This window comes from Dyadobacter sp. HNCC25DJ186 (assembly GCF_056895235.1).
Window position 1 is genome coordinate 193,393 of record NZ_JBXHAS010000010.1, and the last position, 24,787, is coordinate 218,179.

General features: G+C 37.8%; 16 protein-coding genes and 2 tRNA genes. 14 read left to right on the forward strand and 4 right to left on the reverse strand.

Annotation, left to right across the window (positions count from 1 at the left end; all coding sequences use genetic code 11):
- Nucleotides 1-144 precede the first annotated feature (144 nt).
- From AC1XUO_RS24195 to AC1XUO_RS24240, 10 genes are all read left to right on the forward strand, one after another.
- Nucleotides 145-1,311 (forward strand): hypothetical protein, encoded by a 1,167-nt coding sequence (locus AC1XUO_RS24195; protein ID WP_483332414.1) that lies wholly within the window; start codon nucleotides 145-147, stop codon nucleotides 1,309-1,311.
- 64 nt (nucleotides 1,312-1,375) lie between these two features.
- Entirely contained in the window at nucleotides 1,376-2,398 is a 1,023-nt protein-coding gene (locus AC1XUO_RS24200; RefSeq protein ID WP_483332415.1) for a glycosyltransferase family 2 protein, read from the forward strand.
- Nucleotides 2,399-2,504: 106 nt separating this feature from the next.
- Complete coding sequence (locus AC1XUO_RS24205) at nucleotides 2,505-3,632, forward strand: glycosyltransferase (protein ID WP_483332416.1); 1,128 nt, start codon at nucleotides 2,505-2,507, stop codon at nucleotides 3,630-3,632.
- Nucleotides 3,633-3,686: 54 nt separating this feature from the next.
- Complete coding sequence (locus tag AC1XUO_RS24210; protein ID WP_483332417.1) at nucleotides 3,687-4,433, forward strand: glycosyltransferase family 2 protein; 747 nt, start codon at nucleotides 3,687-3,689, stop codon at nucleotides 4,431-4,433.
- A gap of 202 nt (nucleotides 4,434-4,635) precedes the next feature.
- A complete protein-coding gene (locus AC1XUO_RS24215; protein WP_483332418.1) occupies nucleotides 4,636-5,367 on the forward strand; it encodes a CmcI family methyltransferase in 732 nt (243 codons plus the stop codon).
- Nucleotides 5,368-5,495: 128 nt separating this feature from the next.
- Nucleotides 5,496-7,427 carry a hypothetical protein gene (locus AC1XUO_RS24220; RefSeq protein ID WP_483332419.1) on the forward strand — a complete coding sequence of 644 codons (1,932 nt, stop codon included), beginning with the start codon at nucleotides 5,496-5,498 and terminating at the stop codon, nucleotides 7,425-7,427.
- A 229-nt stretch (nucleotides 7,428-7,656) separates the two neighbouring features.
- Nucleotides 7,657-8,658, forward strand: coding sequence for a sugar transferase (locus AC1XUO_RS24225; RefSeq protein WP_483332420.1), 1,002 nt, complete (start codon nucleotides 7,657-7,659; stop codon nucleotides 8,656-8,658).
- A gap of 143 nt (nucleotides 8,659-8,801) precedes the next feature.
- Nucleotides 8,802-10,136 carry a capsule assembly Wzi family protein gene (locus AC1XUO_RS24230; RefSeq protein ID WP_483332421.1) on the forward strand — a complete coding sequence of 445 codons (1,335 nt, stop codon included), beginning with the start codon at nucleotides 8,802-8,804 and terminating at the stop codon, nucleotides 10,134-10,136.
- Nucleotides 10,137-10,323: 187 nt separating this feature from the next.
- The gene (locus AC1XUO_RS24235) at nucleotides 10,324-11,634 is read left to right on the forward strand and encodes a capsule assembly Wzi family protein (RefSeq protein WP_483332422.1); all 1,311 of its coding nucleotides are present in this window, start codon (nucleotides 10,324-10,326) and stop codon (nucleotides 11,632-11,634) included.
- Nucleotides 11,635-11,740: 106 nt separating this feature from the next.
- Nucleotides 11,741-13,225: a capsule assembly Wzi family protein gene (locus AC1XUO_RS24240; protein ID WP_483332423.1), complete on the forward strand. Its 1,485-nt coding sequence runs from the start codon at nucleotides 11,741-11,743 to the stop codon at nucleotides 13,223-13,225.
- Between the two features lie 54 nt (nucleotides 13,226-13,279).
- Here the strand turns inward: AC1XUO_RS24240 and AC1XUO_RS24245 are convergent, their stop codons facing one another.
- Nucleotides 13,280-13,669: an HIT family protein gene (locus AC1XUO_RS24245; RefSeq protein ID WP_483332424.1), complete on the reverse strand. Its 390-nt coding sequence runs from the start codon at nucleotides 13,667-13,669 to the stop codon at nucleotides 13,280-13,282.
- Between the two features lie 127 nt (nucleotides 13,670-13,796).
- On the opposite strand from AC1XUO_RS24245, the gene AC1XUO_RS24250 reads away from it, so the two are divergent.
- Nucleotides 13,797-14,507, forward strand: coding sequence for a 3-keto-disaccharide hydrolase (locus AC1XUO_RS24250; protein WP_483332425.1), 711 nt, complete (start codon nucleotides 13,797-13,799; stop codon nucleotides 14,505-14,507).
- Here AC1XUO_RS24250 and AC1XUO_RS24255 read toward each other — a convergent pair.
- Nucleotides 14,504-18,487, reverse strand: a complete 3,984-nt coding sequence (locus tag AC1XUO_RS24255; RefSeq protein WP_483332426.1) for a DEAD/DEAH box helicase — start codon at nucleotides 18,485-18,487, stop codon at nucleotides 14,504-14,506. The genes AC1XUO_RS24250 and AC1XUO_RS24255 overlap by 4 nt on opposite strands.
- Before the next feature lie 24 nt (nucleotides 18,488-18,511).
- Nucleotides 18,512-19,576, reverse strand: a complete 1,065-nt coding sequence (locus AC1XUO_RS24260) for a TerC/Alx family metal homeostasis membrane protein (RefSeq protein WP_483332427.1) — start codon at nucleotides 19,574-19,576, stop codon at nucleotides 18,512-18,514.
- A 498-nt stretch (nucleotides 19,577-20,074) separates the two neighbouring features.
- Between AC1XUO_RS24260 and AC1XUO_RS24265 the strand changes: the two genes are divergently transcribed.
- The 3 genes from AC1XUO_RS24265 to AC1XUO_RS24275 all read left to right on the forward strand — a co-directional run bounded on the left by AC1XUO_RS24265 (nucleotide 20,075) and on the right by AC1XUO_RS24275 (nucleotide 23,406).
- A tRNA-Gly gene (locus AC1XUO_RS24265) sits at nucleotides 20,075-20,147 on the forward strand.
- Nucleotides 20,148-20,219: 72 nt separating this feature from the next.
- Nucleotides 20,220-20,305, forward strand: a tRNA-Leu gene (locus AC1XUO_RS24270).
- A gap of 149 nt (nucleotides 20,306-20,454) precedes the next feature.
- Nucleotides 20,455-23,406 carry a DEAD/DEAH box helicase gene (locus AC1XUO_RS24275; protein WP_483332428.1) on the forward strand — a complete coding sequence of 984 codons (2,952 nt, stop codon included), beginning with the start codon at nucleotides 20,455-20,457 and terminating at the stop codon, nucleotides 23,404-23,406.
- 78 nt (nucleotides 23,407-23,484) lie between these two features.
- On the opposite strand, the gene AC1XUO_RS24280 is transcribed toward AC1XUO_RS24275, so the two are convergent.
- Nucleotides 23,485-24,780 (reverse strand): adenylosuccinate synthase, encoded by a 1,296-nt coding sequence (locus AC1XUO_RS24280; protein ID WP_483332429.1) that lies wholly within the window; start codon nucleotides 24,778-24,780, stop codon nucleotides 23,485-23,487.
- Between the last annotated feature and the right edge of the window lie 7 nt (nucleotides 24,781-24,787).

The following is a 24,787-nucleotide window of genomic DNA, read 5'->3' on the forward strand; positions in this document are numbered from 1 at the left end:
TTAATGGATAAATTGATAAAAGCGACTTTCGTCATTTGCATATTTCTTGCTCTACAATCCATTCGTCTGGGGTTTCTGGATTTCTATTATTATTATCTGCTGATTTTTATAACATTACCGTACCTAGTGTACACCTACAGGACAATGGACAAGTGGCTACTAATTGTTCTTTTATATCTTAGTAGCATCAGTACTCTAAATATTTTGCTAGGGAATAACGACTTTTTATCTTTTTCTAAAAGCCTTGTAGGTATAACTTTGGCTTATTGGTTTTATAGTCTCGTAATAAAACATGCCAACTACAGGATCGATAAATTAATGCGCATTTACTATTATTTCGCCTACTGGGCAGCAATAATTGGACTTGTGCAATTTGTTTCATTTTTAATAGGTTTTAGGTATGGCTACGATTTGAGTTGGTTAGGACTGCGCGTTATGACAGCATCTGATCTTGGGACAGGTAGGTTTTATCCTATTCATTCAATAGCTGGGGAACCAGCAGCCTTTGGCTTCATGATGGCACCTGCCGTTTATATTGCTGTTGCCCGCGTTTCAGGCTCAGAAATTGGCTTTGGTACAAGACATGTTGCAATAGTGATACTCCTTGCGCTGGTTCTTACTCAATCATCTGCATCTTATTTTGCACTTTTAGTTTCAATAGTTTTAGTAAGCTTAAATAAAATAAATGTTAAAAGAATTTTCATCTCTGCCTTCGGCTTAATTCTATCCATATTTATTTTATACTCAATTTCGCCAAAATTTCATGACAGGTTAGACTCCTCAATACAGTTGATGACAGGTTCAGTAGTTCTCGACGCAGCGAATACTTCAAATTCCAATGGGTCATCGCTTATCCTGTTTAATCATTTAATAATTGCTATTAGAAATGCGTCCGACCACCCATTCGGAACTGGTCTCGGATCTCATCATCTTGCATTTGAGAGATACAATACCTTAAGACTATGGATAACCGGATATGGTAAAGACGCAGTCGCTCTCAATATTCACGACGCCTCTTCTCTATTTAATAGAATAATATCCGAAATGGGCTATGTAGGACTTTTTTTTACTACTTGGTTTATAATAAAAAACTTTCTGAAATCCGATACTGAAAACAAGCTAATGGTGATTGTTAACCACGCTTCTCTACTATCAATCCTTTCTGCTTTGTTGAGAAGCGGGCACTATTTCGTACTTGGTCTTCCGTTTTTTATTTTATGCTATTACTACTCAAAAATACTTTCAAATCAAAATGAAAAATTTGATAGTATAAAGTCACAAGAAAACTTTGAAATAGTAACGTCTAAATAATTCCGAGTATCTCTGTACCACACTTATATACCACGCTTTTTACATAAATTAAAGAAAACTATTCATGCCACCTTTTGTTTCAATTTGTATTCCGAGTTATAACAGACCAGCTGAACTTCTAATGCTTTTACAAAGCATTAATAAAGAATGTAAAAATGATTTGGAAATTGTTATAAGCGAAGATAAAAGTCCCAAACGACTTCAAATTGTTGATACAGTCGAAAGCTTCAAACGAGATTCTCCGTTTAAAATAAATCTCTACCTGAATGAAAATAATATAGGTTATGATGCTAATATCAGACAGTTAGTTGACATTGCGAACGGCGAATTCATAATATTCATGGGTGATGATGACAAGTTCGACACCGAAAATCTACCAAGATTTATACAATTTCTTAAAGAGCATAAAGAATTGGGTTATGTCTTAAAAACACACACATTTATTCATAAAAATGGCCAGAGAGAACTTTTCAAATATTATCCTGAAAATAAATTTTTTGAAAAGGGCGAAGAAAGTTATCAGTCACTGTTCAGAAAGAGCGTTTTTATATCCGGGTTTTGCCTCAAACGAGAATTTGCGCTTCCTTTTCAGACCACCAGATTTGACGGTGGCTTATTATATCAACTATATTTACTGGCGGAAATTACACTTCATCATCCTTCCGCATTTTGTGACGTTCCGTTTATAATTCAGGATGAAAGTTTACGTGGAGTCCCCATGTTTGGTTCCTCAGAAACGGAAAAGGATCTGTATACACCGGGTACAGTTACTGTTGAAAATTCGTTGAATTTCATGAAAGGCTATTTTGATATTACTGGCTTCATGGATAAAAAATATTCTATAAAGTCTACTGAATTTATGAAAATGAATTTTTCAAAATACAGTTATCCAGTAATCAGCATTCAGCGAGACAAAGGCAGAAAAGTTTTTTCGGATTACTGCAAAAGACTGGAAGAAAATATTCAGATTAATCAATCTGTTTATTACTACATCTACTATTATTTTTTGTTACTGTTCGGTAGAAAATTTTGCGATCAAGGAATTGTCTCCCTGAAAAAGATGCTGGGGAGTACGCCGAATCTCTAGACTTTTCATATCTGGATAAACTGTTAAACCTTCCCATTTCAGGTATACAAATTCGTAATCAAGACTTAAGAACTCTGGAAATTGTTCAAAATTTCCAACCAAAATAATGAAGGTACTATATATACTCGAAGATGGTCGATTCGGAGGAATGGCCAAAATGGTCGTTGATCTGGCTTTTCATGTAAGAGGACCTAATATAAAGTCGAAGGTAATCATTGGTTCTGACCACTCGGATCATTTAATTTCCTATGTGAAATCACGTAATATCGAGTATGAAAAAATCCCTCTCCACATTTTATCAAAAAACAAAAAATCGATTTTTGAATTTGTGTTTTATATGTTTTCAGATGTCGCCAGACTGATTAACATAATTAAAAAAAATAACCCTGATATTATATACTGTAACGGTTCACAACATATAAAGGGAGTTGTAGCAGCGCGTCTTCTCGGTAAAAAAGTAATTTGGCATATGCATGACACCTATCAACATGAGATAGTAACACGCCTTTTTCAAAGTATCAGAGCTATGTTTGATGTTAAAACCTTTGCATCCTCTTGTGAACGAACAATACAGTATTATGATTTGCCTGTCGCAAATACATTGTTGTCATTACCACCTGTTGATACGGAAGAGTTTACTCCTTCAATTTCGCAGAACCTTAAAAAGCGAAAGGATGAAATAAATATTGTCACAGTTGCTAATGTCAATCCCGACAAAGGGTTTGAAACTTTGCTTTATACAGCGGCAAAGGTTAATAAATGTCGAGATGATGTTAAATTTAAAATCGTCGGGTTAATTCCGGAAACTCAGTTCAATCTTTATGCACAATTAATTGATCTTTCGAATAGTCTTGAAACTAAAAATGTTGAGTTCTTAGGTCAAAGAGATGATATTATTGCGCTTCTGGAAGAGGCAGATTTATACCTCTGCTGCTCCAACAATGAATCCGGACCAATATCTGTATTCGAAGCAATGGCAATGCAAGTACCCGTTGTGAGCACAGATGTTGGAGACTTAAAAAAAATCTTTGCTATTCATAATTGTGGCAGAATCCAACCTGTTAAAGATTCTGATGCCTTAGCCCAAGAAATTCTAACAATTTTAAATAACCCGGTGGATATGGAAAATTTCAGCAAAAATGGGCGACGAACTGCCATGCAACACCTCGATATTAAAATTTTGGCAGATCGACATGTACAGTTTTATCAAAAATTAATCAATCATAATAATTAGAAATTAAATACCTTTTGGGACAGGCCATTTGATACTCACTATAACACAACTATCATGATTAAAATATCCATTATTACAGTTGTCTATAATGGAGAAACGACAATAGAAAGTACAATTCATTCTATAATTTCTCAAAAAAACATAGATCTTGAGTACATAATAATTGATGGAAAGTCTACGGATAAAACCCCAGATATAATTAAAAAATATAAGAAGTACATAAATCATCTGGTAACAGAGCCTGACGAGGGAATTTATGATGCAATGAACAAAGGATTAAAAATTGCATCTGGAGAAGTTATTGGATTCCTTAATTCTGATGATTTTTATAACACAGAAGACACACTAGCCAAAGTGGTATCCATATTTGAATCCGATACAACAACTGATTTAGTATATGGCGATCTTGTTTATGTAGATCCTCAAAATACGAACAAAGTTGTCAGACTTTGGCAAAGCAGTAAATATTATGATAAATTTTTCAATGATGGACTTGTGCCGCCGCATCCTTCCTTTTTTGTTAGGAAAAGAGCCTATGAAGAGGTTGGCAACTTCAATATCAAGTTTAAATTCGCCGCTGACTTTGAAATAATGTTTCGCCTTTTAAAAATTTACAATCTCAAATCAGTATATCTTCCAAATATTTTGGTACGTATGCGTTTGGGGGGAGCTACAAATCGATCAGTCTTAAATGTAATTAAAGGAAATATTGAAATCGCAAAAGTTTGGAAAACTCATAACAAAAGGATTCCTGTTACATTCTGGTTTAAGAGGGTCCGACAAAAATTAATTCAATTTTAATAGTAATAAATTTTAGCCGAGAATAAGTAACTAAAAGGTGTTGATCTTTTAGACATTACAACAACGTTATAGTTGAAAAGGAATTTACACATCAAGAGCTTCTATTTTATAGAAAGAGTATCAGTTCATTAAGCTAGATTATAAGTCATTATTGATGTTCAATAAATTAATCAATTATTTTAGTTCACTTAACCAAATCACTATGAATTCTTTTACGGTATTTTTGAAAAGAACGGCATCATTTATAAAATCCATGCTACCCACACCGCCTAAACACAATATAGAAGAGATTCTAGCTTCGACTGCGGGAAAAGATATAACTGATAGATTTATTGATCTTTACTATACTGCTCGAGGTGGAGATGGCATAAATTGGAAAGGTCATGAATTGCTTAAAAACCCATGTGACTTATGGGTTTATATTGAACTTATTCAAAAAATAAAGCCCAAATACATTATTGAAACCGGGACACATTTCGGAGCATCTGCATTATATTTCTCAGATATGGTTAAAATGCTGGGAATCGATACAACAATTATAACGATAGACATTAATCCCAAGCTCAACTTCGACACGAAAGCAGCAAAAATAATTCCACTACGAGGAATATCTACCAGCATTTCAATAGTAAATGAAGTAAGTAATATTATCAAGCCTGAGGACACTGTACTTGTGATGCTGGACTCGGATCACAGTAAAGAAAACGTATTAAATGAGATAAATGCGTACTGGAAATTTGTATCCTTAAATAGTTACCTGATTGTGGAAGATACTATTGTAAATGGTCATCCGACCAACCTTGCTCATGGACCAGGACCTTTTGAAGCGGCACAAGAGTTTTTATTGTCAAATAATAATTTTGAAGTGGACCTTGACTGTCAGAAATTTCTGCTAACATATAATAATAGAGGCTTTCTAAAAAGAATTAAATAACTATGTAAGTTACCACTAAAATATTCTCCGGTTTATGATTATTACATAAAAAGTAAATCAGAATTTAAGAACATTATAAATGTCTACCTAATTTGTTCATTAGTCCTACATCAATAGAGTCCCTTTAAATGAAGAAAATTCTTATAAGTCTATTGTTTGCAATCAACTGCTTGAACAGTTACGGACAAAAGCCCGACACACTTTCGCCAGAACAAAAGATAAGAATGGAAATCGATCTCATAAATGGTAGACAGACATACTTATTATCCATGCAGAATGCAGATGGCAAAACATTAGAGGAGTTTACAAACATGGCTGCCGATAGGACGCCATGTTTGTCAATTAAAGAGCTCCGACAAGGAAAAGCTGGTATAGCGAAAATGATACAGATTAACCAAGGAGGACAATCTGGAATCTTCATTTATGACTCTACAGACACAAGTAGCCCTGACGACAGTGCTATGGTAATTACCACTAACAGAAAAAGATATAAGCGTGTTTTTGAAGGATTTGTACGCCCGGAATGGTTTGGCGTTACGAACAATACGAGTTTCATAGACGAGACTGTCAATATGATGAGGGCTGTACGATTTCTAAAAAATAAAGGTGGTGGTATTTTAAAATTATCAGCAAAAATATATACCTGTAATTTGATTTGGAACGGCAGTGATAATATTTCTATTCAGGGTCTCAATGCAGCAAACTCAGTTATCTTCTCCGCTAAATCCAATCAATTTGCAATAAGAATCGAATCTGGATATCCTGCAAACGGATGCTTCTTCCGAGATCTATCAATCTCAGGTATTAATAATGATCGCCATGGTCTCTACATTAATTGCGGAACATCTTATCAATTTGACAATTGTTTTTTTGAGAGCGCAGGGATTGGCTTGTTATCAAATGGAACAATTGATAACAGTTTCATTCGGTGTACTTTTAGGAAGAATTATATTGGTTGTGTTGTTGGGACTTACGTCTCCGGCTATACAGCTATCAAAAACGTATTCGAGGCATCGGGTGTAAAAACTAAAATTTTGAACATTACAACTGCCTTTACCGATACTCAACCGAGTGAACAAACATTCATTTCATGCCAATTTTTTGCGAACGAATGTCATGTAGTAGTCGACTATCCGAAAGGTAAATTCGCAAAAAATGCCAATATTAAATTTTACGGTGGAGCAATGCAAGCAGCACGAGTAGGTATATACATAACCCAACCCGTCGGTTTTGGAGAATATCCAATAGTTGTAAACGGAGTTTGGATTGAAAACTCACTAATGGGGCAAACTCCTGTTAATTTCAACGGAAACATTATGCCAGTATGTGACTTCTATGTAAATGGGGGTATGGTATCCCTGGAAAACACTGGATTTACTGAAATATACGTGGCAGATAATACGATCGTTAATTTAAAAAATTGTACCATTTTTAGCAATAAAATACACGCTTCTGGTACGGGTTCTATCATAGGAGAGAATATAACTGCTGACGGTATCTTTTTACCTCATTATATTAAGACAGGAATTAATCAAGTGGGCAACAGAGCACTAGGATTTTACACAAAACATAAAACACACCTAACATCGGCCCATAACACTAATAAAAAATATAGCGAAACACATGGTAAGAATAGTGTTACCGGAGGCGGATGGAAATCATTGGTAACAAAGATAAATGGAGGCATCTTTGATGGAACCTGCTGGAATATTACTTGCGCAAATAATGATGGCCTAATGACCCCTCCATTATCAGTAGTCAAAGGCAAAATATATCTATCATTAACTACGATAAAGACCGAAGGTCCATCCTTTACTATGTCACTGAATCAAACGGATGGAACTGGCAATTTTATAAATATCACAGGCATAGTAGTTGATAATAGTTGGAGAACAATTGCTACTATTGGTAGAGCGCTAAACACTGGAAAAGACCGTGCTATGCTCAATAATATTTCGGGATCTACCAAAGCATTTCAGATCAGTGGCTGGCAAATCCTGGAATTCAATACAATTGCTGAATTGTACAGCTTTTTAGAATCGTCTGATTTTGCATTTTAAGTTCAATTTAGTACGTTAGCTTGCAACAAATCATTAATATATTTCAAACAATAAACAACACTTTAAATCAGTCAATTAAGTTCACTGAATCTAATCTTAACTACTGGATAAAAATAAGCTTGTTTTTATTAGAATCTGACAAACCATATTTTTTTATTTACAAGATTTTTATATAAACTTGTATTCAAAACACACAACTATTTAAATAACACACTCTATCTTCACACACATGAGGAAAATCTATACAGCAAACCACACTTGCATACATCGTTTACGTAGTAAAAGTGCCACTACCAACGAGGTGTTGATCATTACCAGCTATGACTATTTTCTTCAAAAATATGATTTGGCTCTCCTTCTAAAAAACTATCAGGAAATTATTCTTATTCCACAATCAACCGATGATGATTTTTTACTAAATCACGAAGTGAGTCCACTTCTCGATAAATTTGAAAAAATTCACTTGGTGACTAACCCTCAATATGATAGTAAATACCATGTTATTTATGAGTTAGTCGTACGAAAAAATAAGTCGATCAGAATCAGCACGGTCTATGATTTTTGCGAAACCTTCTTGAAAAAAGTTTATATTCCTGCCAATGTTTCTGAAACCAATCCTAACATCAGCTCACTATTAAACTTTGGGAGGAGAGTTCGTTATCCAAAAAAAATAATCGATGTTGCAATATCTGCGGCATTGTTTATGTTGAGTCTTCCTCTATGGATTTTAAGCTTTATCCGTATTAAATTAGAATCTCCCGGCCCGGTATTCTATCTTCAGAAAAGAGTAGGAATGAATAACAAGGATTTTGCTTGTATCAAGTTTAGATCAATGCGTATGGATGCGGAAAAAAATGGCGCCAGCTTTTCTAGAAAAAAAGATTCAAGAATTTTTTCGTATGGTTCCTTCATGCGTGCTAGCAGAATAGATGAGCTTCCTCAAATCATCAACATATTCCGAAGAGATATCTCTTTAATAGGCCCCAGACCGGAAAGACCTGTATTTACGGAGACATTTGATGAGACTATTCCGTATTACAATATAAGACATAATGTAAAACCCGGAATTACTGGATATGCGCAGGTGATGTACCCGTACGGTGCAGGAGTGTTTGATGCGCGGCATAAGCTGATGTACGATCTTTACTATATAAAGAATTGGAGTATACAGCTCGAATTAAAAATCATTTTACTAACGATTTGGGTAATACTTGGCAGAAAGGGTCTTTAAACGACCCCACTTGCCTGTTTTTTCCAGAAAATACCATCAACATTGTAATGGGGAAATTACAGGCTCTTGTTTATTCAATCTTTATATTCTTATCATCCAATAGTCTAATTCACGCCCAGGATTCAACTGTAACCTATTCTGCTATGTTACAGGGATCACTATCCAGTGAAAATTCTCCCTTTTGGATACAATCAAATCAATATGGAGCCATTCCTAAAGATGGCTCCTTTATTTCAGGACAGTGGGGCATTTTCAAGATATATAACCCAGGCAACCCAAGACTTTTACAATTTTCAGCTGGGGCCCAGGCCATAACAAATACTGGAAAATCCAATTCAATATTCTTCACGGATTTATATGCTGCTGCCAAGTTTGGAGTTGTTGAATTGAGTGTTGGACCACGTAGGGAATTTTCAGGTCTGTCTGATAGCACACTTACATCAGGATCAGTAGCAGTAAGCTCCAATACACGTCCTTATCCCAAAATCCGAATTTCTACACCCAATTTTGTAAACATAATTCCTCTGAATGATATTATAGCGTTTAAGTTCTATTATTCAGATGGTCTACTAGGTTCAAGCAAAATCAATTACGGAAATGTTCCCGAGATTCCTGAAACCTATATGCATCAGAAATCTCTCTACCTTCGCTTGGGAGGTTTGAGCCATAAGTTCAGTTTGTATGCAGGTTTTAACCATCAGGCGATGTGGGGCGGAGAGGACAAGATTTTCACCGGAGGACTTGAAAAACGGGAAGCATATAAATACGTCATAATTGGTAAACCCTGGAGCAGCAGCAGGGTCGGGAATCATTTTGGGACTATTGATCTAGGCGGGGAATGGAGAGGAAAAATTTGGAATGTCTTTGTATATCGTCAAAGTATATATGAGGATGGTTCACTTTCAGAATTAACAAACATATCAGATGGATTAAATGGAATAAGGTTTAAGCGTAAAAAAATTGATAAGAGTGACTTATCTTTAAAATTCAATACCCTATTGCTTGAATTTTTATATACAAAGGAACAGGGAGGAAGCGTTTTCGACTATGAGAAGGGCATTTTCGGAAATGACAATTATTTCAATCACTATGTTTACGATCAAGGTTGGTCTTACCGGGGAAGATCATTGGGAACATCCTTAATTGTTAATAAAAATATGATGGGCAAGAATCTTACGCCTGGAAATAAAGGTTTTACAATTAATAACAGAATCATTGCATTTCATTTAGGATTACTGGCCAGTTGGAATAAAATTGATTTTGCATTTAAGGGCACCTATTCTAGAAATTTCGGGACTTACGGATCGCCTTTTAGTCCTTACCTAAATCAATCTTCCATAATAATAAGTGCCGAACGGCCTATACCAATTTGGAATAAAAGTCTTTTAAGCCTAAGTTTAGCGGCAGATGCTGGAAAGCTATATGACAATACTTCTGCCATTACGATTGGATGGCGTAAGGTTGGTTTTATCAAATAATTAAAAAAGGTAAAGTTTCCTGCGGAGCATTTTATACTTTTGAATGCCAACTTACACTCGCCTGATGCGTATCTGTTTATTACTAGCTTTTGCTTTATTTAATTCGGTCTGTCATGGGCAGGATTCCACGTTAATATACAAGGCTTCTCTTTCTCTAGCCGGATCCACGGGCCAAACCCCATTTTGGATGCACGCGAATCAAAATGGATCAATTCCCTTAAATGGGACTTTCGTAAGTGGGCAATGGGGGGCATATAAAATTTATAATCCAAACAATCCCAGAATTTTCCAATGGTCTGCTGGAGCCGAATTAGTCACCAACTACGGGAAGTCAGGATTAGGAAAAACCGGAGATTATTTTTTTTCCGATTTATATATTGCAGGCAAAATTGGGCCAATAGAGTTTCTTGCCGGCCAGAAAAAATCGACCACCGGTTTATTAGATACACTTCTTTCCTCAGGATCACTGGCACTATCCGGTAATGCCAGACCTATACCAGGCTTTAAAATATCAATCCCGGTTTTCCTTCCTTTGGGTTTTACTGATGAATTAATTTCCATTAAAGCTTCCTATGCTGATGGCAGATTAGGAGGCAGTCAAATTGCTTATGGAAGTACCAGCTATATACCACATACTTATTTACATGAAAAATCAATCTATTTCCGTATTGGACGCCCTAATAATCAACTTAAAATATACACAGGTATTAATCATCAGGTAATTTGGGGAGGAGAAAATGAGACTTCACCCGTGAATCACCTAAATACTTCCGACGCCTACTGGTATGCCATTACAGGTAAATCGCTGGACTATAGGAAAGTAGGCACACATTTTGGAACGATTGACCTTGCTTTAGAATTGAAAGGCAGCAATTGGAATTACTTTCTGTACAGACAGAATATCTATGACACCGGTTCCTTATTTAAAGCAAACAATTTTGTTGACGGCCTGAACGGGATTAGTGTTAAACGTACTAAATCAATTAAAAATGATGGTACTATTTTTGCCCTCAATTCATTTTTGCTCGAAGTAATTGGAACCAAAAATCAAACCAATAATTCACCCTTATCCGGGCTTACAATTTTTGAAAAGGGCGATTATTATAATTCCTACATTTATAGCAGAGGTTTCTCATATAATGGCGCGTCGATTGGGACACCATTAATTCCAAGTCAAAGTTTAACAGATGGTAGCCTGCCTCGTGACAAAACGACATTTACCAATAACAACAGAAGCTGGATTCTTCATTCAGGCGCCACAGCAAGCTGGTTGAATACTCGGTTTATTTTTAAAGGTACCTATTCCAGAAATTTCGGAACATATATCAATCCATTTGACACTGTAAAACAGCAAATTTCAATTCAATTAAGTGCCGAGAAAAAAATGAAATTTCTAAAAAACGGGAGCCTCATTGCCGGTTTTTATTCCGATATTGGCAAACTTTATCCAAATTCATCAAGCTTACTAATTGGTTATCGTAAAAGTGGTTTGTTTTGATAATATAAGGTATTGTTTTAAAGCGTTAGGAAATAAAGTTTTTATATTCAACCCTCCCGGTAATCTTAATTATGACACACTATATAAAAATCTTTGAAATTAGCTTATGAAATCAATATCGATAATTTTTATTCACATTCTAATTTTTACCATTTGTTCCAGAAGCCATTCTCAATCAGTTTCTGCTATAAATAAATTCACAGATTCCACTTCTTCTTTCGTTGAACTTATCGGATTTGGTAGTACCACGTCACGCACACCTTTTTGGATTCAAGCCAATCAGTTTGGTATTGTACCACTTACAAGTCCTGCAGGAAGTTTGCATGGCGGCTTTGATTATTTCCGTAGCCTTTCAAACGACGAAACCAACAAATGGAGAATCGGATTTGGTGTTGAGGCGGTAGGCAATATTACTAAGCAAGAAAACAAATTTCTCCTTCCACAAGCTTACGGTGCAATTCGATTTAAAAATTGGGAATTCTCTGTCGGACGAAAAAAACAATGGGTTGGACTGGCCGATTCCACTCTAGGAACCGGATCTTATGCCTGGTCCGGAAACGCGATGCCAATTCCAAAAATTCAACTTAGCACACTAGGGTTTATTAATGTCCCATTTACAAAGGAATGGGTTTCTTTTAATGGGTTTTATTCCGATGGCCTTTTTGAAAATGACCGTCCGGTAACCAGCCACCTTAAGCTTCATCAGAAAGGCCTATATTTCCGTCTGGGAAAAGTAAAATCAGGTATTAAATTGTATGGAGGATTTAATCATCAGGTACAATGGGGTGGCAAAACACCTTACTATGTAAAAGATGGGCAGATGCCAACAGGGTTTAAAAATTACATCAATGTAGTGACGGGCAAAGCTCATACTGATACACCTACCGCGCAGGATTCAACTGGTAGAGTTGGTAATCATTTAGGCTCAGTGGATTTAGCGTTGGAAATAGAGACTTACAGTTCTACAATAATGATTTATCGTCAGAGTGTATATGAAGATGGTTCTCTCATCTGGCTTAGGAATATCAATGATGGACTTAACGGCCTAAAAATTAGTTTCAAAAATTCCTACGGAGCTAGATTCGAGGTGAAACAATTAGTGTTAGAATTTCTAAATACTAAGAATCAAGGTGGATCAATAAATGATATTAATGGAATAAGGCAAAAATTAGGTAAAGATAATTACTTCAACAATGCCCAGGTCCGGGACGGCTGGTCTTATTACGACAGAACTATCGGTACACCATTTATCACGCCAACATCGGATACAAGAGCGAAGTGGCCAAATTATGCAGATAGTTTTACCAGTAATAATCGCGTTAGCGTCCTTCACCTGGGACTAAGAGGGACCTTGATGCAGAAAATAACCTGGACCACGAAGTTATCCTATTCTAGTAATTCAGGAACTTATGATGAGCCTTTCAATGGCTCCCCGACCCAATTTTCTGGCCTATTAACAATGCAGGGTAAGATTAACGTTTTTGGAGGAACCATCTTAAAGGGATCGGTTGCTGCGGACTTAGGTAAGTTATATGATAATACCTACGGATTTACGCTTGGTCTAAGAAAAGAAGGATTATTGAGTAAGTAAAAGCCCTTGTAAAACAAATGACCAACAAATAATATTTTGATGGTCATTTGTTTTTTACAAATTACCCCGAATCGCCACCGCCAAATCAGCCAATTCTTCCTGCGTTATTTTAATTTTCTTACTAAAATCTGCATCTTTCATTGAGTTTAATGGAAGAAGGTGAATATGAGCATGTGGCACTTCCAGACCAATCACACTAACACCTATTCTTACACAAGGTACAGTCTTCTCCAATGCCGGCACGATAGTCTTTGCAAACAAGAAAAGTCGCGAGTATACGTCATCATCCAGATCAAAAATATAATCAACTTCCTGTTTTGGAATGACCAACGTATGTCCCTTAGCGATAGGGAAAGCATCCAAAAATGCCAGAAACTCGTCATTTTCCGCGATCTTGTGAGAAGGTATTTCACCACTGACTATCTTTGAAAATATGGAAGCCATAATTTATTTGTTTTCAATTTTATAAATAATTGACACTCAGAACGCGTTAAACTTTAATACGATTTTAAGTAGTTCCAAGTCCAAAAGTACTTAATATTGTGTTCCAAAACTTTTAAAAATATTGAATATGAATTTGACAAAATGGCAGGGATTTGGCAAAACAGCCTTGATCGCCTTATTCTCATTAGCCTTTATCGGAAATGAATCACAAGCTCAGACGAAAGGAAAATGGGTAAAATTATTTGATGGTAAAACAACAGCGGGATGGCATAGCTGGCAAGAATCTTCGGTTTTACCTCAATGGAAAGTCGAAGATGGTGCTATTGTTCTGGCCGACAAGGGAGGAAAAGACCTGGTTACGGATAAAGAATATGGAGATTTTGAACTGGAACTTGAATGGAAGATCAGCGAAGGCGGTAACAGCGGTATAATTTATCACGTAATTGAGGATAAAAAATATTGCTGCCCGTACTCTACTGGTCCCGAAATCCAGATTCTGGACGATGTGAAACACCCGGACGCGAAAGCGGGAAAAGATGGCAATCACAAATCAGCTTCGTTATATGACATGCTTCCTCCGAGCGACTTTACGGCTACAAAACCTGCTGGTGAATGGAACAAGGCGAAAATTGTTATCAAAAATGGTCGTGGAGAAAGCTGGTTAAATGGCAAAAAACTTGTTGAGTTTTCTACAATGGGTCCTGAATGGGACAAATTGGTGGCAAACAGCAAATTTAAAACCTGGGACGGTTTCGGTGTTTCTCAAAAAGGAAAAATTGCTTTGCAAGATCACGGAAATAAAGTTTCATTCAAAAATATCAGGATCAAAGAACTTTAGTCCAGGGTCATCGATCCGGCCCAATATTCACGGCTGTAAATTCGTCTGACAGGCCAGTTTTTCAGTCGTAACAGAAGGGGTAGATAAGCGTGTGGTTCTTTTGACGATTTACTTCGGTGATACAAATCATCGTCCGTCAGGATCAGGCCTTTATATACCCCTTCTTCTTTTATAGTCAGATCTGAAAAGGGCAGTTCTTTTTGGAACTCAGGTTTTAATCTTGCCAACCGATCTTTCAATAACCAGTTTGATCTGAATTTATCTGTTTTTAACGGTTTGGGTATATAATTACCTTCAGAAACTTCCTGGGCATATTGAAGATAAGCTTTCAAAAGTTTTGGACCAGGATTTGCGGCATTGTCAGTTTGTAATTGCGACGGCCATAAACTGGTAACAAAATATATCTTCTCCCTTGCCCGCGTAACAGCAACATTAAGCCTGTTCTCCCCTCCTGATACGTTCAAGCTTCCGAAATTAGCCGAGACTTTTCCTTTTTCATCAGGAGCATAACCCATTGAAAATATGATAATATCCCGCTCATCTCCCTGAACATTTTCAATATTTTTCACAAAAAGACCCTCTGCAGTAACATTAGCAACTTCCAGGGTTTCCTGAATAAGTTGCTGTTGATAAAAATTAAACGTTACGACACCGATCGTCTTACTACCTTTTCCAAGTTCTGAAATCAGCTCAACTACTTTTTCAGCTTCAATCAAGTTCGTGTTTTGTTTCCAGACGCCTTCTGTTTTAATATAACTTATGCCAGGCTCCTGACTATTAATCAGGTTAAAATCCGGGAGTAAACGTAAGGAATCTTTATAAAAATGATGGTTTGAGAAGTCAATCAAATCCAGGGACAGACTTCGGTAATGACCTGAGAGCTGATATTGGTCAAGACTTTGTGCAGCCAAATCAAGCAAAGATGCGACTTCGAGCGCGACAGTCATCTCATCTTCTTCTCCCTTTTCCTCATACCGCACCTTATACAGATCGCTTGGTGACAATTGCTTGCTATCACCAGCAACAACAACTTGTTTTCCACGATAAGCCGCCGGCAGTCCATATTCAGCATAACACTGAGAAGCTTCATCAAATATCACCAAATCAAACAAACCGGCTTCCATCGGGAAAATCGCAGATACCGCTTCAGGTGAGGCCATCCAGCAAGGAATCAAAGAGAACACGTCATCCGAATAGTTTTCAAGCAATTTCCTGATTGGCCAGATCTTACGTTTTTTTGTAACCTGATGATTCAGTTCCCGATAAGTAACCCGGTTGCCCAGTCTGTTTTTTTCAACATTTTTATATGTCGTTTCCCGCAACTTCATTGTTGTGATATCGCGGCTCAAATCTTCTTTCTGGCCAATACTACCCTGTAAGTGCTCTTCCCATTGCTCCATTTTTAACGAAGTTACAGCGCGTAGTTCAGGATATTTATTTTCAATATGTTCGATCCATGCAAGCGTGATACTATTTTCGAAAAGGTTGAGAATATCATCGGTATTGTTATAACTTAATTTTTCACCTTTAGAAAGAACCTTTCTCGACGCGATTTGTTCCGGATCATCCATTTCCACCCAAATTTTGTCCATTTCTGCCAATGAATCGAAATCTTTGCTTAAAGATGACAGAAGTTGTGCACTATAATGATCGGGCTCTTCGAAAAGTTTTTCAATCTGTTCTGGCAGAAGATACGGAAGTATCATCGATTCCAGGGTATCCCAGGATTTTAACCAGGTCAAAAGTTTTTCGATATGTTGCTGAAATTCAAAAGTTGCGGTAGACTTTGACGCAAGATATTTGATAACCTCAGTCCAGGGCTTTTTTGCGGCCCTTTGTACTGCATCTGCGGCGCTTTCAGCGGTTTGAAAAAACTGAAAATGCTGTGTCTGGAAAGATGTATTAAATTCCAGGTATTTTTCATCAAAATTAAGCAATGGATTCTTCAACCAGATTTCCAGTTCCATACGGTTTCTGACCCGCAGATCCAGCGCCTCCAAATCCTGTGAAGATATGGTCAGATTATTTTTTTGAGCGATTTCACTGACAATTGCTTTTTCGTTGCCAAACAAACTCCACCACACAGACGATACCGAAGATTGTTTTGCTTCGATCGCTTTCCTCAATTGTCCCCGAAAAATAGATAATTCCTGTTGCCCTAGTGTGGTTTCAATTCCATCTTCCGCAAAACCTTCCAATGCGTCGGCAGTTTGCCGTATGAAGGCCAGTCGCTCCGTACTATTGTTATCAGAAAATAAATAATTATTAAAAAGCAGGTAGGTTGTCTGATGTTGAACAAGTTCCGTGATGTCTGACAGCCTTTCCAGAATTTCACTTCGATATTGTATGTAATCGGTTGAGAACGGACGGCCTGTTATACTTTCAAACTGCCGGCTTTGTTTAAGAAAAGCACTTGGCCAATCAGAAAGCATGCGTTCCATAGTCCTCAGATCCCCTAATCCAAACTTTGCAAAACTTCTCCGGTTATACCAGTCGTGCTGTTTGTTGAAACGTAAACTGTAATTCGAATATATTTTGAAACGCCGCTTAAAATCATCCCACTGATCAAGCCTGAAATGTCGATAATCATCTTTCAAATCCACATATTCCGATTTGGGATCGCTGGTCAGATATAATTCTTTGACAGAAATACCTGATTCTTTTTCATCAAAAAGTGCCTCCCGGAAATTATCGAGCTCATTGACCGTTCTGTCGATCTGCCTGCTTTCCTGGGTAAATTGTCGCTCTAAAAAAACAGCATCCAGACTATAATTCTGTTGACGATAAGATTCTACCTGTTCAATCTGTGTTGCAAATTGCCGGTATAATTCAGCTCTGTCATTTTTAAAATCATGAATTAATCCAACAAAAGGGTCCATACCAACCGTTTTTAAACGCTGGTAGACCACATCCAGTGCAGCTCTTTTTTGGCAAACCAATAAAACCCGTTTTCCCTGTGAGGCAAAGTCAGCCATTAAATTGCAGATCAACTGAGACTTTCCGCTTCCTGGAGGCCCCTGAACTACAACAGATTGACCGGCCTTAACTGACCGGATTATCGCTTCCTGTGATTCATCAATTGCAAAAGGTGTGAGAATCTGTTCTTCCTTTATTAAAGGTTGAGAATCCTTTATAATCATTTCTGACTCTTCCGGTTTACGATTTTCATCAGCCTCGTTTTCTAAAAGCAACATTCGAAAACTGTCATCTTCGGACATCTCCAAAAGAGCATTGTAGTCAGGAACCAGATAAGACCCCGCCTGAGGAAAAATTCCTAATACTGCCTCAGGAAAGAGTTTCAATTCTCCATTTTTTTCCAGCAATTGCAAATCGGAGCTCTTCTGGATATCAAAAGGTTGAAGTTTCGCTTCGAAAAGCTGCTGGTTGAAGTTTATTTTAAAAGGCGTTTCTTTGAGCCACGCATACAATTGCGTCCGGAATTCAAGCATATCCCTGGAAAAATCTTCAAAAGACTTTTCGAGAATTTCATCTGAAATATCTGCCTCATTAAAATGCGCGTACGCCAGCGCAAAACTTCTGTTCAGGGTAATACCTATATCATCTCTTTCAAATAAACACCATTGTTCGCGGTCGATACGAAGGGTTACCGGAAAAAATAAAAGCGGCGCATGAATTAGCGTTCCGTCAGAAAGTTTTCCCCGGACGAAAGGATAACCCACATACAGATCTCTGGAACCGCGTTCTTCTTCAATAAAATGTTCAGTCCGGGCTATTTTCCTCAGCCTTTTACTGACTTCATTTACTTTTTCAAAACGCGGATCCTGTATATCGCAAAGAGTAATCCGAGCCTTTTTTTGTATGATGTTCTGAGTTAATTCGAATGAAGATTTCCCCAGAAGGAAATCGGTTTCGTTTAAATCCAAAAACTGTTCAGCAGGCAATGTTGTTAACAATAACGACTTATTGCGCGTACTGAGGTTGGTAAGACGTTTTAAATAAGCTTTAAGGATTCGATTCATATCGTCCTAAACGAACCTTTCCGTTTAACTATTGGATACAATTTCTTTCTTCTTTTCAGGGAAAATAACTGAAGCAAGGATACTCACTGCAAGGATGCCTAAAATAATATAGAGCGAGTAAACAGTTTCAAAACCCATTTCTTCAAGAGGTTTGTGAGCAAGCATTTTGCCTCCAATAAATACCAGCAGGACACCCAGTCCATATTTCAGGAAACGGAATAACCCCATAATGTTACTCAGGAAGAAGAACATGGAACGCAGTCCCATGATGGCAAAAATGTTTGAAAAGAATACAACGTAAGGATCTTTTGTCACAGAAAATACAGCCGGAACCGAGTCAACTGCAAAAATCAAATCGGTAAACTCAACAATCAGGACAACGACGAAAAGCGGTGTTACTAACCATTTTCCATTTTTCTTAACAAAGAAATGCTCGTATACATAACGAGGAAAAACAGGCAGATACTTAGCCGCGAACTTTACAACCGGATGTTTTGCAGGATCGATTTTCTCGTCTTCGTTACCTTGAAAAAATATTTTCCCTCCTTGATATACAAGCAAAATACCAAAAAGATAAATAATCCATTCAAAACGCTGGATAAGCGCTGAACCCACGAATATAAACACGAAGCGCATCAGAATTGCCCCCAATACCCCCCAGAAAAGCACCTTTTTATAGTATTTAGCCCTTACTCCGAAAGAAGCGAATATTAAAATAATGACAAATATATTGTCAACTGAAAGTGCGTATTCAAGCAAATATCCCGTGATAAATTCAAGAGACATATTTCTCCGGTATATTTCCAGACTGCCTTCAAAGTCGCCGGGGATCAGCGTGAGGTGAGGTGCATATTTTGATCTTATGGTTTCCAGCTGCTCATAATTCTGTACGCCGTGCACAAGATCTCCATGCGTATTGATAATCAGATAGAAGACCAGTGCCAATGCGATCCAAGCTACCGTCCAGGCAGCTGCTTCACCAAATTTAACAATGTGATCTTTTCGGTTGAAGACTCCCAGATCCAAAAGGAGCATAATGCTTATCACAACAAGAAAACCTCCAAAAAACAGAACTTCGCTAGAAAACATGAAAATTGATTTTTAATTGAATTCGATATAGCAGGAATACGGACGTCAATCCAAATTACCTGGGCGGGAAACATTGGTCATTATTTTCCAGACTATACAAAGGTAATCAAAAATTGAAGTGCAGGATTGAATTTGGACAAACGGTTCGTAGTATAATTTAAGTATTGGATTAACCTGAAAAACGGAAATCAAAATCAGAGCTTTCTATTCCCAATATTTTCAATCATCACGAATGTTGATTGAAAATATTTGGCGTACTTCCATTTCAATAGTTATACCGAAAAATGCTATAAAAGTAATTTTTCACCCATTCAAACGCTTAATGAAAGTGACGACTGAAAATAATTTGAATTTATTTTTTGAGGTAACTATTATGATTTACAATTTATTAATAAAAACATCATTATTTTTTGAAAAATATTTTCTCTCAACACTTGCGTCGAATACCCCCGATGACTACCTTTGCACCACGTTAATCAAATAACGACACCAGAAAACGCAGAAGTAGCTCAGCTGGTAGAGCGCAACCTTGCCAAGGTTGAGGTCGCGAGTTCGAACCTCGTCTTCTGCTCAGAGATATCAAGCACCGGAAACGGTGCTTTTTCTCATAAAAACCGACAAACTTGTTTGAAGGTGGGTTAATGCCAGGGTGGTGGAACTGGTAGACACGCAGGACTTAAAATCCTGTGAGCTGTAAGGCTCGTACGGGTTCGATTCCCGTCCCCGGTACATCACTTAGAAAAGACTTCCCAAAAGGAAGTCTTTTTTTTTGCCCCTCTTTATCCTATATTTGATATTTTTCAAATTCCAACGAAGCGGACTATCTCACGATTGGATAGCTTTCGAACGCTGCGTCATCGTTTTGTGAACTGAAAGTTATGAAAGTATCTACCTCTGAACCTTTTAAAATAATATATTCTGTTCTGGATCATGAATATCTGGGCTATATCTTTGAGTCCTTTGTAGTACAGCTAAATGCCCAGGGTGATTTTTCATTCCAGATACAAAATATTTCTTCCAAGAATATAGAAGAGTTCAGTTCAGGGCTTGACAAAACAGATTTTGAGCTGGTAAGTCTGATCGACGACATTCAGCAAGACACAATTTTAAAAAAATTCAATCCTAAAAGACTTTCTCCGGTTGATTTTTTCCTGAAAATATATGACGCGCAAAAAGGTGATAAAGTCATTCAGGAAGCGATAAATGCGTACCTCGAAAACAGCAAGGCCAGAATCCTCGCCAAACTTGCGGGGAAAGATCTTTTCATCATGGGAAGTGACGGAAATCCTCTTTGGAAGCCGATTAAGTGGGAAGACGAGAAGGCTACGATTCGCTTTCATTTTATGCGGAATGAAGATAATACGCATTATTTTCCAGCGATCAGACATCAGGGACAGAAGCTTGATTTTCAATATAAAAATGCAATAATACTTTGCGAAGAACCTGCCTGGCTTGTTGTTGACGGCCACTTATATCATTTTGAAGGCAATGTTGACGGCAAAAAAATCAAGCCTTTTTTAGCTAAAAAGTTTATCGCTATACCGCGTAAAGTTGAGGAAACCTATTACGAACGTTTTGTCGCTCCGCTTATTGCATCATACGACGTTGTATCACGAGGATTCGATATCCGAAATATTTCAACGCCCCCAAAACCAGTTTTGACGATAACGGATGTTGCTATAAAAAGTAAGTCTGCCCCTGCCCTTCTGTTCGCGGAAGCTGATAGTGAAGATATTCCGGTTACGGAATATGAAGACGGGGAAGTGTCGTTTGGAATGGCCTTTCAATATGGAAATTATACTTTCCCCTTCGATAGTTTCGCAACTCATTCCAGCGTATTTATGGATAAACGTGGTGAGGATTATACTTTTTATAAGGTGAAACGAGATAGTGTGACTGAACGTCATAACTTAAATCAACTGAAAGATTGGGGATTGGCTATTAAAACAGGGCAGCTTTTACTTCCGAAGTCAGAAGCGTTTGGATGGCTGCAAAGTCATGCAAAAACGCTGGCAGAAAATGGATTTTCACTCCGCCAAAATAACGCAGATACCAAAAGATATTTTCTGGGTTATTCTTCTTTGGACGTTTCGATCGAAGAAGGGCGTGACTGGTTTGACATCAACGCACGCGTCCAGTTCGGTGAATATGAAATTCCTTTTATTCAGCTACGAAATTATATTCTCAATCAGAAAAAAGAGTTCACGCTTCCCAATGGAGAGATCGCGGTGATACCTGAGTGGTGGTTTACTAAATATTCCGAACTCTTTGCCTTTTCAGAACATGATCACGACAGTAACAAAATTCGCTTGCGGATGCATCATCTGGCGCTTGTTCAGGAATTGAATGAAGAAAATCTGGCAACGGCAGTTATCAGTCGAAAATTGGAAAGACTGAGAGATTTTAACCAAATTGACCCAACAGACGCTCCCAAAGATTTTAAGGGAATACTTCGTCCTTACCAAAAAGCGGGTTATGATTGGCTGCAATTTCTAAATCAATATCGTTTTGGCGGCTGTCTGGCAGATGATATGGGCCTTGGTAAAACGGTACAGACACTGGCGCTGTTACAATCACAGAAAGAGGCTGGCATTAACGAACCGTCCTTGCTGATTATGCCAACCTCCCTGCTTTACAATTGGGCGTTGGAAGCAAAACGTTTTACGCCAAAACTGAAAGTGATGTTCCACACAGGAACTTACCGCGAGAAAAATACGGGACAATTTGAAGGCTTTGATCTAATTCTTACTTCGTATGGAATTGTCAGGCTGGATATAGACTTTATACAGTCGTTTAGGTTCAATTATGTGATTCTGGACGAATCGCAGGCAATTAAAAATCCTGGGTCAATTATTACCAAAGCGGTACGGAAATTAAATTCAGCCCACAGACTCATTCTTACCGGAACGCCGATTGAAAACAGCACGCTTGATTTGTGGTCACAAATGTCATTCGTAAACCCCGGACTTTTGGGCAGTCAGACCTTTTTCAGGGACGAATTTCAAATTCCGATTGAAAAGAAAAATGATGAGGAGAAATCTAAACGGTTATATAATCTGATAAAACCATTCATTTTACGAAGGCATAAATCACAGGTTGCAACGGATCTCCCGGAGAAAGTAGAGAGTATTCAATATTGTGAAATGTCGGAGGCGCAGGAAAAAGCTTATGAAGAAGCAAAAGCCTATTACCGTAATTTAATTTTACGAAGTATAGATTCTGATGGAATCAATAGATCTCAACTCGTTGTTCTACAAGGCCTGACAAAACTGCGCCAATTAGCAAATCACCCTAAAATGGTAGATCCGGGATATGCTGACGGATCTGGAAAATTTGAGGATGTCCTGCATAAAATGGAAACAGCCATCAGTGAAAACCACAAGATTCTGATTTTTAGTCAATACATTAAACACCTGGATTTATTCCGGGCATATCTTGATAAAGGCAACATTACTTACGCTTATCTGGACGGATCGACCAAAGATCGCCAGACTGAAGTTGAAAATTTTCAGAATAATGAGCATATCAAAATATTCCTGATTTCTCTGAAAGCAGGAGGACTTGGCCTGAACCTGACCGCGGCAGATTATGTATTCATTCTGGATCCATGGTGGAATCCTGCGATTGAGGCCCAGGCCGTAGACAGAGCACATAGAATTGGTCAGGACAGGACGGTATTTACTTATAAATTTATCACAAAAAATACGGTTGAAGAGAAAATACTGGCTTTACAACGAACGAAGAAACAGTTGGCTGATGATCTGATCTCCAATGAGGACGGTTTTATAAAATCATTGTCAAGAGAAGATGTGATGTCGCTTCTTGAATAATTTGTTAACGAAATAATTAAAAAGGGTCTGAAACATAGTGTTTCAGACCCTTTTTAATTATTAATGTATTTATTTTTCCTAGTTCAAAAGCGCAGTAGTTTCACGCGTGATCAAAGCCTCGCGATCTGGCCCTGTTGAAATAAAAGTAATTGGCAATTGAAGTTCTGCTTCAAGGAATTTCACATAAGCCAGTAATTGCTCAGGAATCGCGTCGAAATCGCGAATACCATCAAGAGACTGCTGCCATCCTGCAAAATCTTTGTAAACCGGTTCTGCGGTATTATCACAAAGGTCATAAGGAAGCTCGTCTGTTAATGTTCCGTCCGGCAGACGATAATGTGTACAAACACGAATATTATCAAAAACGGTAAGTACGTCAACTTTCATCATGATCAGCTGCGTAACACCATTGATCATGATCGCATATTTCAAAGCCGGTAAATCCAACCATCCACAACGGCGCGGACGCCCTGTTGTCGCTCCGAATTCACGTCCTTCCTGTCTCATTTTCTCACCCGTTTCTTCAAGTAATTCTGTTGGGAAAGGGCCGCTTCCTACACGTGTGCAATAAGCTTTGAATATACCAAATACTTCACCAACAGCACTTGGAGAAATACCAAGACCGGTACAGGCACCAGCAGCCATTGTTGTAGAGCTTGTAACAAAAGGATATGAACCGAAGTCGATATCAAGCAAAGAACCTTGCGCTCCTTCTGCCAAAACTGTTTTACCTTCTGCAATCGCATCGTTGATAACGTATTCACTATCAACCATTTTGAATTGCTTCATAAATTCAACAGCACCAAAGAAATTTTCTTCTGACTGAGGAAGTATCGAAGCATAATCAAAGGAATAGAAATCAAGGATAACCTTATGTGCATCAACAAGTTTCTTATACTTATCAGCAAAATTCGGCGATAAAACATCCCCAACACGCAGACCCAGACGGGCTACTTTATCCTGATAAGCTGGTCCGATTCCACGAAGCGTAGAACCAATTTTCGAGTCACCTTTTGAGCGTTCGTAAGCAGCATCAAGTAAAGCATGGGTTGGCAAAATCAACGATGCTTTTTTAGAGATAAATAAATTTCCAGCGAGATCAAGATTGTACTTGGCAAGATTTTCAATCTCTCTTTTAAAAACGATGGCGTCTAAAACCACACCGTTTCCGATAATGTTCTGGATTTCGCTACGGAAAATACCGGATGGAATCTGGTGCAAAACATGCTTAATACCATCAAATTCCAAAGTATGTCCTGCATTAGGACCGCCCTGGAATCTTGCTACTACCTGATAGCGTGGCGCTAATACGTCCACGATTTTACCCTTACCCTCATCTCCCCACTGGAGACCAAGCAATACGTCAACTTTCATCCAATAA